At 62.5% G+C, this 12,080-nt stretch carries 14 protein-coding genes; 8 read left to right on the forward strand and 6 right to left on the reverse strand.

What is annotated here, in order from left to right; all coding sequences use genetic code 11:
• Positions 1–20 precede the first annotated feature (20 nt).
• The 3 genes from VIZ63_RS22690 (at position 21) to VIZ63_RS22700 (ending at position 2,773) form a co-directional block, all read left to right on the forward strand.
• Positions 21–1,691: a L,D-transpeptidase family protein gene (locus VIZ63_RS22690; protein ID WP_331612097.1), complete on the forward strand. Its 1,671-nt coding sequence runs from the start codon at positions 21–23 to the stop codon at positions 1,689–1,691.
• Between the two features lie 38 nt (positions 1,692–1,729).
• A complete protein-coding gene (locus VIZ63_RS22695) occupies positions 1,730–2,134 on the forward strand; it encodes an RT0821/Lpp0805 family surface protein (RefSeq protein WP_331612098.1) in 405 nt (134 codons plus the stop codon).
• Positions 2,135–2,362: 228 nt separating this feature from the next.
• The gene (locus VIZ63_RS22700; RefSeq protein WP_331612099.1) at positions 2,363–2,773 is read left to right on the forward strand and encodes a hypothetical protein; all 411 of its coding nucleotides are present in this window, start codon (positions 2,363–2,365) and stop codon (positions 2,771–2,773) included.
• 151 nt (positions 2,774–2,924) lie between these two features.
• Here VIZ63_RS22700 and VIZ63_RS22705 read toward each other — a convergent pair whose 3' ends face one another.
• The 4 genes from VIZ63_RS22705 to VIZ63_RS22720 all read right to left on the reverse strand — a co-directional run bounded on the left by VIZ63_RS22705 (position 2,925) and on the right by VIZ63_RS22720 (position 5,124).
• Positions 2,925–3,479: an HdeD family acid-resistance protein gene (locus VIZ63_RS22705; protein WP_331612100.1), complete on the reverse strand. Its 555-nt coding sequence runs from the start codon at positions 3,477–3,479 to the stop codon at positions 2,925–2,927.
• Positions 3,480–3,484: 5 nt separating this feature from the next.
• Positions 3,485–3,871 (reverse strand): YidH family protein, encoded by a 387-nt coding sequence (locus VIZ63_RS22710; RefSeq protein WP_331612101.1) that lies wholly within the window; start codon positions 3,869–3,871, stop codon positions 3,485–3,487.
• A gap of 10 nt (positions 3,872–3,881) precedes the next feature.
• Positions 3,882–4,328 (reverse strand): DUF2780 domain-containing protein, encoded by a 447-nt coding sequence (locus VIZ63_RS22715; protein WP_331612102.1) that lies wholly within the window; start codon positions 4,326–4,328, stop codon positions 3,882–3,884.
• A 145-nt stretch (positions 4,329–4,473) separates the two neighbouring features.
• Positions 4,474–5,124, reverse strand: a complete 651-nt coding sequence (locus VIZ63_RS22720) for a MarC family protein (RefSeq protein WP_331612103.1) — start codon at positions 5,122–5,124, stop codon at positions 4,474–4,476.
• A gap of 233 nt (positions 5,125–5,357) precedes the next feature.
• Here VIZ63_RS22720 and VIZ63_RS22725 point away from each other — a divergent pair, with 233 nt between their 5' ends.
• Positions 5,358–5,573, forward strand: a complete 216-nt coding sequence (locus VIZ63_RS22725) for a hypothetical protein (protein WP_331612104.1) — start codon at positions 5,358–5,360, stop codon at positions 5,571–5,573.
• A 391-nt stretch (positions 5,574–5,964) separates the two neighbouring features.
• Here VIZ63_RS22725 and VIZ63_RS22730 read toward each other — a convergent pair whose 3' ends face one another.
• On the reverse strand, positions 5,965–6,330 hold the full coding sequence (locus VIZ63_RS22730; protein WP_331612105.1) for a NirD/YgiW/YdeI family stress tolerance protein: 366 nt from the start codon (positions 6,328–6,330) through the stop codon (positions 5,965–5,967).
• A 290-nt stretch (positions 6,331–6,620) separates the two neighbouring features.
• On the opposite strand from VIZ63_RS22730, the gene VIZ63_RS22735 reads away from it, so the two are divergent.
• The 4 genes from VIZ63_RS22735 (at position 6,621) to VIZ63_RS22750 (ending at position 11,350) form a co-directional block, all read left to right on the forward strand.
• Positions 6,621–7,106 carry a DinB family protein gene (locus VIZ63_RS22735; RefSeq protein ID WP_331612106.1) on the forward strand — a complete coding sequence of 162 codons (486 nt, stop codon included), beginning with the start codon at positions 6,621–6,623 and terminating at the stop codon, positions 7,104–7,106.
• Positions 7,107–7,192: 86 nt separating this feature from the next.
• Positions 7,193–7,594: a RidA family protein gene (locus tag VIZ63_RS22740; protein WP_331612107.1), complete on the forward strand. Its 402-nt coding sequence runs from the start codon at positions 7,193–7,195 to the stop codon at positions 7,592–7,594.
• Positions 7,595–7,738: 144 nt separating this feature from the next.
• Entirely contained in the window at positions 7,739–9,787 is a 2,049-nt protein-coding gene (locus VIZ63_RS22745; RefSeq protein ID WP_331612108.1) for an MASE1 domain-containing protein, read from the forward strand.
• A gap of 318 nt (positions 9,788–10,105) precedes the next feature.
• Entirely contained in the window at positions 10,106–11,350 is a 1,245-nt protein-coding gene (locus VIZ63_RS22750; protein WP_331612109.1) for a formylglycine-generating enzyme family protein, read from the forward strand.
• Between the two features lie 132 nt (positions 11,351–11,482).
• On the opposite strand, the gene VIZ63_RS22755 is transcribed toward VIZ63_RS22750, so the two are convergent.
• Positions 11,483–11,971 (reverse strand): Lrp/AsnC ligand binding domain-containing protein, encoded by a 489-nt coding sequence (locus tag VIZ63_RS22755; RefSeq protein WP_331612110.1) that lies wholly within the window; start codon positions 11,969–11,971, stop codon positions 11,483–11,485.
• Positions 11,972–12,080 lie beyond the last annotated feature (109 nt).

Raw genomic sequence — 12,080 nt, forward strand, 5'->3', positions numbered from 1 at the left:
CCAAGGGTAGTTTCTTTGTCATGAGTCATCGCATTCTCAACTGCATTCGCGCGGGCCTTGTTGTTCTCGTGCTCTGTGTCACCGGTGTGTCAGCGCAGACGACCGATCCTGTCGCTCTGGCCATCAGTGCCGAACTCGATGCCATCACGACATCAGGTGTCTCGAAGGTTCATGGCGTCGACATTGCGATGACGGATCTGTTGCATCAGTTCTATTCGCGCCGCCAGTTTCAGCCGGCGTGGACGCAGCCGCAGGTCACCGCGCAGTTGCGCAAGGCGCTGGCCGACAGCCATGAGGACGGTCTGGATCCCGCCGACTACTACCTGCCGTTGCTGGAGGAACTTTCGACGCAGGCGGAGGCAGCCGGCGCGATGGCTGTGACACGCGGTCAGTACGACATCCTGATGACGGAGGCATTGTTGCGACTCGGCTATCACCTGTCGTTCGGCAAGGTGGATCCGCAGTCGTTCGATCCGCAGTGGAACTACGGCCGCACGCTGGCGCGTATGGACGTGGCAGAGCAGATCGAACAGGCCATCGCCGCGCGGGATGTATATCAGCGCCTCGAGGCTTTGAAGCCTACGCACCCGCTATACCGCGGTGTCAGACGTGAACTGGCGAGATATCGCGACATCGAGGCGCACGGTGGCTGGTCCACATTTGCTGCGGGTCCGACGATCAAGCCGGGAATGAGCGATGAGCGGGTACCGGGACTGCGGCAGCGGTTGATCGCAACCGAGGATCTGCCGGCGGATGCGGCTGTCGACTCGATCCTCTACGACGCTGCGATCGAGGCAGCCGTGCGGCAGTTCCAGCAACGCATGGGCCTGGATGTGGATGGCTCCATCGGCCCGGCGACGGTCGCGGAGTTGAACGTGACGCCGGCGCAGCGCATCCGGCAGCTGCGCGTCAATCTCGATCGCGGCCGGATACTGCTGCAGGATCTGCCGGAGGAGTTCGTCGTCGTCAACATCGCGGGTTACACCGTCTATTTGATTCGCGGCGATCAGATCGTCTGGACCGCGCGCGCCCAGGTCGGCAAGTCGTATCGCCAGACGCCGCTGTTTCGCTCGGAGATCAGCTACGTGGTGTTCAATCCCACCTGGACGGTACCGCCGGGCATCATCCAGAACGACATCCTGCCGGCGGCGCGCCGCGATCCCGGCTCCATCACCCGCAAAGGACTGAAGGTGCTGGATCGCAACGGTCGCGAGGTCAGTCCGTCATCGGTCGACTGGTCGCGTTACCGCAGCGGCAATATCCCCTACACGCTGCGCCAGGATCCGGGACCCGACAATGCGCTGGGCCGCGTCAAGCTCATGTTCCCGAACTCCTACCTCGTCTATCTGCATGACACGCCCTCGCAGGCGCTGTTCGAGCGCGCCGATCGCAGTTTCAGTTCCGGTTGCGTCAGAACGGAGCGTGCGCTGGAACTTGCCGAGCGGGTGTTGAACGATCCCGACCGCTGGAATGCTGCCGCAATCGCGCGCACGGTCGCGTCCGGGCAGTTGCAGAACGTGACACTGAAAAAGAAGATGCCCGTGCTGCTGGCTTACTGGACGGCCTGGAGCGATCCGCAGGGATCGATGAATTTCCGGCGCGACGTTTACGGGCAGGATGCCCGCTGGCTGACTGCGCTCAATGCACCTTTCAGGATTCGCGCGCGGCCATTGTTCGAAACCGCGGAGTGACACGCTGACGCATCCTTCACCTCAGAGGCGGAAGCAGCATGAACCGACATCGAAACCTCGTTCTCATGACGTTCACGTTGTTCATGACAGTGGCAACCGTTCCCGGCTACGCGGCCGGGCTCGGGTTCCTGAAGGAAACGCCGCTCTATTATTTCGGCGATGCCGATCGCAAGCTGATGAATGAAGCCGTGCAGGCCGTTCTGAACGACGCCAGCGGCGAGGCCGCGAAGGAATGGCGCAATCCGCGCAATGGCTACTCGGGGAAAGTGCAGGGCACGGGCCTGTTCAAATCGGAAGACGGACTCGATTGCCGCAAGCTGAAGATATGGATGCAGGCCCGCGGGGTGGAGAGCGAATCGACCTATCCGGTCTGTCGCGCCAACGGCGGCGACTGGCGCCTTGCGGCGGGAAAGGAGCTGAACAAAGTCCACGCGGCGCCTTAAGGGAAACGCCTACGGACCCGCTGTGCCACTTGTGCACTGCCAGAGTGATGCCTTCACCGGCGGGAACCTGTCGTTCGCCGCGCAGTCTTGAGAAGACGAGTATCCCGCGAGTTACACTGCTCCCCAGCCCGCGATCTGCGCGGGCGAAGCGGCGTGGCGGCGCCGCCATGAAACCGACAGAGGCCGTGCAGCCTCCACAGCCCTGACCGATCGGATCGAAGCCAAGCCATGACCCAGTCGTCCGAAGAACGTCTTCCCGAATCCCCTACGCCCCAAGCTACCGCGCGCATCATTCCGTTCGATCGGCAAAGCGAGCTGCAGCGTGCAGTGCAGCAGCGCGCGCAGGAGCACCTCGACGCGGAAGCCGCCAAGCCGAAGGTGCCCATCCTGCGCAGGGTGGTGATTTTTCTGGTGGCCCTGATCCCGGTCGCGATCATCGTCGCCGGCTTCATGATGACGGTGCACGCAGTGCGTGTGATCACGTCGCTCTACGCAACCACGCCGGATACGCAACCGGCACCGCCGCCCGCAGAAGTGCCATCGGAACCGCAATCCGGGGTCGTCATCCTGGTGCCCGACAGGACGATGCTGCCGCCGCCTGCGGATACGCAGCCAGCTGCACCTGCCGAGAAGAACTGAAGAACCAAAACTCAGAGAAGAAGATTTCCACGGGGACACGGAGATCCACGGGGCAGGAGGGAAACGAATCCTGTCTTGATACTGTCTTGCTTTCCGGCCCCGTGATCCCCGTGCCCCCGTGGAGACTCTTCCGGTTCTTTTTCCGTCCGTCTCACGCCGCGCGCAGACCTTTCAGCCTGAAGCCGAGCATGACCAGCAGCACGCCGAAGAAGATCGCGTAGAGGCTGATGATCCAGACGACGGCGAGCGCACCCGCGCCGGGTCGCACGATCATCAGGATGCCGAAGAGCAGCGAGACCAGTCCGGCGAGACCCAGCAGCCACTCGTTGTCGATTTCCTGACGCAAGCGAATCGCGGTGAGGATCTGCAGCACGCCGATGATCACCGCCCACGCAGCGATGAACAGAAGCAGCACGATGGCGGTGATCCCGGGCGCGGCGAAGGCGACTATGCCCGCGGCAATGCCGACGAGCCCCATCAGAATCAGCGGCCACAGCGGCTTGCCCGAATCGCGCCAGCGAAAGGCGGTGATCAGCGCCACGATTCCGTCGGCCAGCGCGTAGATTCCCCATAGCAGCACCAGCACCAGCACCGTGACGCCTGGCCACAACCACGCCAGCGCGCCGAACGCTATGGCGAACACACCGCGCAATACCACCAGCCACCAGTGCTTCGCGGCGCCCTGAACCAAGGCGGAGAGGGGCATCGTCGTTACCTCCACAGCAGCCACACGGCGCCCGTGGCGCCGATGATCGGGATCCCCAGTGAGAGCGCCAACATCGCGATGCGGTTGGGGCGATAGATGCCGCGGTCGATATCGCGCGTCATCGGGTCGAAGCGGAAAGCCGACCACAGGGCCACCACGATTCCGAAGAGCACCATGCCGAAGCCGACGCGCCATCCGGCAGCGAAGGTGCCCGGACGCAATGTGTCGCGATGCTCGGCGATGAACCAGCTGAATTGATGCAGCGTGATGCCGGACGCAAACAGCGAGACCGCGGTGCCCACGTATGCGAGGTGCGTCCGCTCGTTCGCGAGATGATCGTTTACCGCGGCGCGCATCGCCGAGGGTGGGGCGGTCGTATTCGCGTCCGTCATTGGGGGTGCGCTACTTGAGAATGCCTGCCAGCATGCTCTGCACGCCGCTGCCGCCGGCCTTGCCCAGATAGTCCGTCACGGTCGGTGCAAACTTTGCGACCGTTTCGGGTTGCATGCCGAGGTTGCCAAGTGCTCCGTTCAACCCGGCAAGATTTTTCAGAGGCCCCGTAACCGCACCGAGTGCCTTGGCCTGTTCCATGTACTTCGACGCGCCAGGCACCAGCCCGGCGATCCTGTCGAAATCGCCCTTCGCCAGTTTCTCCTGTGCGAGCGTCAGGTAGGAGCCGATGCCGCCCGTCGCCTGCTGCTCCGTCACGCCGAGCTGACTCGTCAGCATCCCGAGCAACGGACTCTTCATTGCGGAGGTCAATGATCCCACGTCCGGGATCTGTGCGGATGCCGCGAGCGGGAGTGCCGCGAGTCCCAGCATCACGAGTCGTCGCGGTATGCCGCTCATAGTCTGCCCCCTTGCGCTGAATGGACGAGCCGGCCGGCCCGTCCCTCGCGCATCTGATAGCAGCAATCCGTCAGTGCGTCATGGGGTGCACGGGGAAATCGTGCTGCCCTTCGCGCGTATTGACGGCGGCTGGAAAGTCAGTGGATCAGTGGATGCTGCTGAGCAGTTCGGCCGCGCCGTTCCAGAAAATCTGGATGCCGATACAAAGCAGCAGAAAGGCGGACAGCCGCATGATCACCGCCGTGCCGGTCGGACCGATCTTGCGGGAGATGCCATCGGCGTAGCGATACAGCAGATAGATGATGGCGCACAACAGCAGCGTGGCCACCGTCATCTGCGCCATGAACCAGAGGAACTGACCCTCACCCAGGTTTCGCGGGCGGTTGGTGCCAAGCGATACCGCGACCGAGATGGTGCCAGGGCCGGTCGTCAACGGCATGGTGAGTGGATAGAACGCCATCCGGCTCGCAGTACTGGCTGCCGGCAATTCCGCGGCGGGCACGTCCTGTCCCGGTTCCGGATCGGGCGCATTCAGCATCTTCCATGCGGTCAGGGCAATCGCGATACCGCCCGCCACGCGTAAAACGGGCACCGACACGCCGAAGAACGTGAGCACATAGGCCCCCACGTAGAGCGAAGCCGTCACGATGACGAAGCTGTAGATGGCGACCCAGCGTGCCAGAGCGGAGCGCAACGACGGATGGAAGTGTTGAGTGGCGCTCAGGAAAATAAACAGACCGCCAAGCGGATTGACGATGGAGAAGAGCGCTGGAAACGCGAGCAGAAAGTAAGTCATGGGCCTGCGGAAGAGCCTGAAGTGCTTCTAGCATAGCCCGCCGCGCTGCACTGCCATAGCAAGAGCGGTGAAATGTCGGCAACAAGACCGCCGGCTGCCGGTAATCACGAGTCGTGTCATGCGCCCACCCGACGACTCACTGATGCGTCAGTTCGATCGGAATGCGTCCTGCTGTGCGGTCACTCCATGTGCCGAAAGTCGGATTCATTGCACTATTGATTAATCAACCATCGATGCGTTTTACAGTAAGTGAGCGCTACGACCAGGGCATCATCGACAAGACACAGCAGAATGATGTCGATGTCCCGGGTTCGGTACGCACGACGCTGTCGCTTGGCGTCCCGTTCCGTTACAACCCTCTGGCGACGCTCAATCTCTCGCTCGGCGTCGGAGTTACACGTGACACGCCGGATGTCACGTTCGCGCTACGCGCGCCACTGACGTTCTGAGGATAGCGTCGCCTCCCTGGCGTGTCGTGAGATGCAAGGATAAAGAATCTCCGCGGGGAACATGACCGAAAGGAAATCCCGCGGGACGGGTGGCACGGGGCAAGAAGAGAGTGCAGGACGCCGGCAAGTGCCCCGCCTGCCTGGCGTCCTGCCGATCACTTCGTTGCCGAAGGCGATGGCCGCTGGCTGATGGTCGCGCAGCCGGGCGACTACGCGCTGGGCGCCTTCGAGGATCGCAGCCACGATCTGGTGTATCAGCCGGGTGAGCCCGTGCTCAATCTCGGCGACGAGTCGCAGGTCCACTGCGACACCGGCAGCAGCACTCGTCTACAAATTGCTGTCGAGCGTCCGATAAGGGCCGCAACGGCGCAGAAGATCGACGCTGCGATCGCTACTCGACCAGCGTCACGGCCTCCACGTCGATCTCCGGGCCATTGAGGATATCCTTATCGACTTCCCCGCGGATCTGTACACGCGTCTTCTCGTTGACCGGCGTCGCGGGGAAATCCTCGGCGTCGATTTCGACGCGGATCTCCGTCGTGCCGTCCGAAAAAATGTACTTGTCCTTGTCGACCTGCTTGACGATATAGCCTTCGAGCGTGACCGGTGCGTCGTCGACCGGGTTCTTCAGCACTTCCGCGACACTGCGATACTGCGTTGTCGACGACGGGCCGCTGTACTGTCCCAACGCCGCGGCAGCGACCAGTGTCGTCCCAACGGCAAGCAGCAAAACGCGGGGAGTTTGATGGTCGGACACGATCGTCTCCTGCAGCGGGCGAGGAGTGATTCTAGGAAGCCGGCAAGGGTGTGTCCCTAAGGGTAGAACGCAGAAGCGCTGAGCTGCGATAGCGACGGCTCCGACAAACACCCACGGGGCGGCGCACGCATTGCGCGATGGCTGCCCGGTCTCGGCGGGAACGCGGATTTCCTGTGGACGCAGTACGCAACGCGTCGATGCCCGCCGATTCGGGGCGCTCTGGTTGGTCAAGTCGACGATCACACCCGCTGACGCGGCCTAAACTATCGGCCTCCCGAGTGGACAGTCGAATGAACCCGACCACCCTCCATGCTCTGACAGTGTTCCCCGATCAGCTCGAAGCGCACTACCGGGCGATTCCGTCGGAGCTGCGCCATTGGGCCCCCGCGTCGTGGGAAGGAATCCCCAGCGAATATCTCACGGCAATCGAACAGATCTGCCATGTACGGGATATCGAGATCGAGGGCTACCAGGTGCGCTTCCGACGCACGCTGGAGGAAGACACTCCGGCGCTGGCGCAGATCGACACGGATGCCTTCGCGAAAGATCGCGCCTACGCCAGTCAGGATGTCGAAGCGGCATTGACGCAGTTTCGCGCCGCCCGTGCTCGTTCCATCGAACTGCTCGCAACGTTGACGCCGGAACAGCTCGCCCGGCGCGCCAGTTTCGATGGCTATGGGTCGCTGACTTTGCGTAGCCTCGTGCACTATCTTTGCAGTCACGATCAGCAGCATCTGGCGGGGCTGCAGTGGCTGCTGGGGAAGATGAATGCATAGTGGAAAGTTGATAGTGGACAGTTGATAGTTGAAAAGAAGGTGTCCTTGTCTTTGAGCTATCAACTCTCAACTATCAACTGCATCGTATGCGCCAACTCATCAGCTCCGGATCGACCTTCGAACGTGATATCGGTTACTCGCGTGCCGTCGTCGACGGCGACTGGGTCTTCGTGTCGGGTACGACCGGTTTCGACTATGCGGCGATGACGATTGCCGAAGGCATCGTCGAGCAGACCGAGCAGTGCCTGAAAAATATCGAGCACGCGCTACAGCAGGCGGGGTCGAAACTTGCCGACGTGGTGCGCGTGATCTATGTCGTGCCGGTAGCGAGTGAATTCGAACAATGCTGGCCGGCGCTGCGCAAGTACTTCGGCGATGTCCGGCCCGCGGCGATGATGATTTCCGCAGGATTGGCGGATCCGCGCATGAAGATCGAGATTCAGGTAACAGCGCGAAAGTCATCGGGCGCTTCGCCGCCCGGCTTCTAGTCGATCGATTTCCGAGCCGCAGGGAATCTCGAGCCAGCGCCATCCCGCCGGGCCGGACAGCTGACGCAGCGACATGCATAATCGCTGTACCCACGACAATGGAGCTGCTGTGCGACCGCGCTCGAGGGCGGCCACCTGATCCGGATGCACGTATTTACGGAACAGCCTGCAAGCGGTCCGATCACGCGCGCCAGCGTGCTGACGGATCTGCTGCGGCTCGGGCTGTTCAGTGTCGCGTTCTTCATCGCCTATCGCTTGGGCATGGCCTTCAGCCAGGCGTTCGCATCACCCTTCTGGTTTCCCGACTCCGTATTGCTGTGTGCGCTGCTGGTCACTTCGCCGCGGCGATGGTTCATCTATGTGCTGGCGGCCCTGCCGATCCGGATCTTCTCGGACGTCGCAAGCGAGCTGCCTCTGTGGTTTCTGCTGGTGACGTTCGTCATCGACTCGGCCAAGGGCCTGCTGACTGCGACGGCATTGCGACGTTTCGTCGGTACGCCGCTGCGGCTGGAGTCAGTGCCACAGTTTGCCGGGTTCGTGCTGTACGCGGTGCTGCTGATTCCGGCGCTTGGCGCATTTGCCGGCGCAGGTGCGCGCTACCTGCTCGGTTACGATTTCTGGCAGTCGTGGGACCAGTGGTTCATGGGCAACGCCTTGGCTCATCTGGTCGTGACACCGGCGATCTGCTACTGGATCTTGGGTTCCGAACTGCGCGCCCTGGTGCGGGATTCGAAACGTCTGATAGAAGCCTGCCTGCTCATTGCCGGCCTGCTGCTCACCGCGTATCTGGCCGCAGATACCGGCGACGGTCCGAGCGAACTGCAGCAGACGCGTTTCTACGCGCCCATTCCATTTCTGTTCTGGGCGGCGCTGCGTTTTGGGATGCTGGGCGCGTCGGGCTCGATCACGCTGCTCGCCGTCATCGCGATTCAGGCCGCCCTGCAGTACCGGGGGCCGTTTGCTTCGCTGCCGCCCGCAGAGACCGCGATGGCATTACAAAACTTTTTGTTGCTGCGTGCGGCGCCGCTGTACCTGGTCGCGGTCGTCGTCGAGCAGCGCTGGCGCACGGAACGCTCGCTGCGGGAGAGCGAGGAACGGTTCCGCTCGATCGCCAATGCCGCACCGGTGATGATCTGGCAGGTCGACAGCCAGCAGCGCATCGAATTCGTGAATGACGGCTGGCGGAATTTCAGCGGTCACCATGCGGACCCGGAGAACATCGAGGGTTGGGGGTTGCTGGTGCATCCGAACGATCTGCCGCATGCGCGCGATATCTACAACGAGTCCTTCAGGACGCACCAACGCTTCCAGTTCGACTACCGGCATCGTCGTTACGACGACGAGTATCGCTGGGTGAGCACCGTCGGCGTGCCGCGCTATGCGCCCGGCGGTGAATTTCGCGGTTTCATCTGTGCCCTCACCGACGTTACCGATCGGCGCCGCGCCGAAGAAGCGACGCGTGCGCTCGCGCATGCCCAGCGCCTCGCCGTTACGGGTGAGCTGACGGCGATGATTGCGCACGAGATCCGTCAGCCGCTCAGTGCGATCCTGCTGAGCGCGGATGCTGCACGCAATCTGCTGCAACGTCCCGACCCGCCGATCGACGAACTGATCGAGATCATGGGTGCGATTCGTCAGTACGATCTGCGTGCGGACGATACGATCCGTTCCATCCGTGCCTTCGTGCGCAACCGGCCGCTCGAGCGTCGGCCGCTCGATATCAATGCGACCGTCCTCGACGTGTTTCGACTCCTTGGTGGCGATGTCGAACGCCGTCGCATGCGATTGCGTAAGGAGTTGGCAGAGGCGCTGCCGCCAGTGCTCGGGGATGCGACACAGCTGCAGCAGGTCCTGGTCAACCTGATCGTCAATGCGATGGAGGCCGAGGTCGCGGTTCCCGAGGCGCAGCGGAGCGTGACGGTCATTACACGGATCTACGATGCAACCCGCATCGAGATCGCGGTGCGCGACGGCGGCTGCGGTATTCCGGCGGAGCGAATGCCGCTGTTGTTCGAATCCTTCTTCACGACCAGCCAGCAGGGCATGGGCCTGGGACTGTCCATTGCCCGCACGATCGTGAACGCTCATGAGGGACGCATCTGGGCCGAGAACAACAGCGACCGCGGCGCGACCTTTCATTTCACGGTGCCGTTTGCCTCGTCGAAGTCGACGGAGTCTGCGGAGATTACCTAGGGATGAATGGCGGCCTGCGGCAGGGAGGCCGACGGCAGGAAGGCCATGAAGCATGGCAGGCAGGCCGACTGCGTCGGCAGGTTCTGAGGGAGGAGAAGAATCGGAATGCTGCTTCTTACTTGCCGACGCAGTCGGCCTGCCTGGCAAGAGCGGTGCGAGACATGTCTGCCCTGCTGACAACGTCAGCCACCCTGACGAAGTCCACCTGCCGAAGGTCTCCCTGCCGAAGGCCGCCATTTCATTACTAGACACGTTTTCCACGGCCGCTCACCATAGCGATAGTCTCGGTGACACCCAGGAACAAGGGCTGAGGCGATCATGGCCAAGCGCTCGAAGCAGGTTGCCCAGGATGCGGCAGGCGCCGCCGAGCCGAAGGCTGTCGGATCGAATGTGCGACAGCTCCTTATCGCATTGAGCGCCGTCGCGTTGGTCGGTGGCGGGATTGGATTCGCTGTGGCCGCGTGGATGCAGAAGGGCGGCGCCGATGACCGACGCATCGCATTGGTCAGTGCACCCGGTACCATCGCGAAGCCTGTCGTGATGATCGGCGACGGCGCACTCGGCCCGAGGGACATGGCGTGGATTCCCGGTGGCGAATTCCTGATGGGCAGCGATCACTCACTCGCACAGCGCAACGAGCGACCGACGCATCATGTGCGCGTGAATGGTTTCTGGATGGATCGCACGCACGTGACCAATGCGCAGTTCCGCGAATTCGTCGCCGCCACGGGCTATGTGACGACGGCAGAACGCAAGCCGCAGTGGGAAGACCTCAAGGTACAGCTGCCGCCGGACACGCCGCAGCCGCCGGATGATGCGATGGTTCCGGGCGCGATGGTGTTTGTCGGCACGGATGCACCGGTCGACTACCGCGACCTGAGTCGCTGGTGGCGCTATGTGCCGGGTGCGGACTGGAAGCATCCGCAAGGCCCCGATAGCAGTATCGACGGCAAGGACGATCATCCGGTCGTGCAGGTCAGCTATGAGGACGTACGTGCTTTTGCAACCTGGGCCGGCAAGCGTCTGCCGACGGAAGCGGAATGGGAATTCGCCGCGCGCGGCGGACTCGAGCAGGCCACGTATGCATGGGGCGAAGAGTTCAAACCCAATGGCGAATCGATGGCGAACATCTGGGATGTCTCGCGCCAGGGGCGCTTTCCGGTCGTGAATCCAAAGGCCGGTGGTGCAACGGGCACGATGCGGGTCGGTACGTTCCCCGCGAATGGTTACGGGCTCGTCGACATGACGGGCAATGCCTGGCAATGGGCGTCCGACTGGTACCGCGCCGACTTTTTCGATCGCGAAGTGCAGCAGCACGGCAGCGCGGTCATCGACAATCCCGTCGGTCCGCAGGATTCCTGGGATCCCGACGACGCGCTGGGAGCGCTGCCCAACGCGCCGCGTCGCGTCATCCGCGGCGGATCATTCCTCTGCAATGTCGATTACTGCCTGAGCTATCGACCCAGCGCACGCCGCGGCAACGATCCGATGAACCCGATGAGCCACGTCGGCTTCCGTCTGGTCAAAGATGCGCCGCCGCCTTTGCAGCTCGCGAGTCGGTGAAGAGAGGGAAGTACACAAAGGAACGCAAGGAACAGGAAGCGGGAATCCACTGGTCGGCTCCCACGTTGCGATTCTTGTCCCGCGGGATTTCCGTGGGTCATGCTCCTTGTGTACCCGCCTGATACCTCCTCTCTACCGGTTCTTGGGAGCGACGATCGGTAACTCCTGGCTCACTTTCACTTCCTCCATCACGAAGTACGTGTGGGTGCGGCTCACCGCAGGCAGTGCGGAAACGCGTTCGCCCAGGAAACGCCGGTACGCCGTCATGTCGGTGACGCGCAGTTTGATCAGGTAGTCGAAGCCGCCGGCCACCATGTGGCATTCCTGCACTTCCGGCATGGCCGCCACCGCATCGCGAAACTGATCGAACGCTGTGGGATTGGTCTTGTCGAGCGAGACCTCGACGAATGCCAGCAGCCCCAGGCCGAGTTTCTGCGGACTGAGTTGCGCGGCATAGCCCGTGATGTAGCCGCTTTCCTCGAGCCGGCGCATGCGCTCGAAGCAAGGTGTCGGGCTCAGATGCACCCGCTTCGCCAGGTCGACGTTCGCGATGCGTGCCTCGCGTTGCAGGATCTGCAGGATGCGGCGATCGACCAGGTCCAGCTTCGGCTCGCGCTTCATGGAGGAATCACCTGTAAAATTAGGTTCTACAGGAAATATAGCTGGAAAGTTGCAACCTTAAGAGACTAATTCTCTGCAAGCGCTGGCACCTTGGCGACCCCGATGTCTG

Source organism: Povalibacter sp. (assembly GCF_036520495.1).
Taxonomy (GTDB): domain Bacteria; phylum Pseudomonadota; class Gammaproteobacteria; order Steroidobacterales; family Steroidobacteraceae; genus Steroidobacter.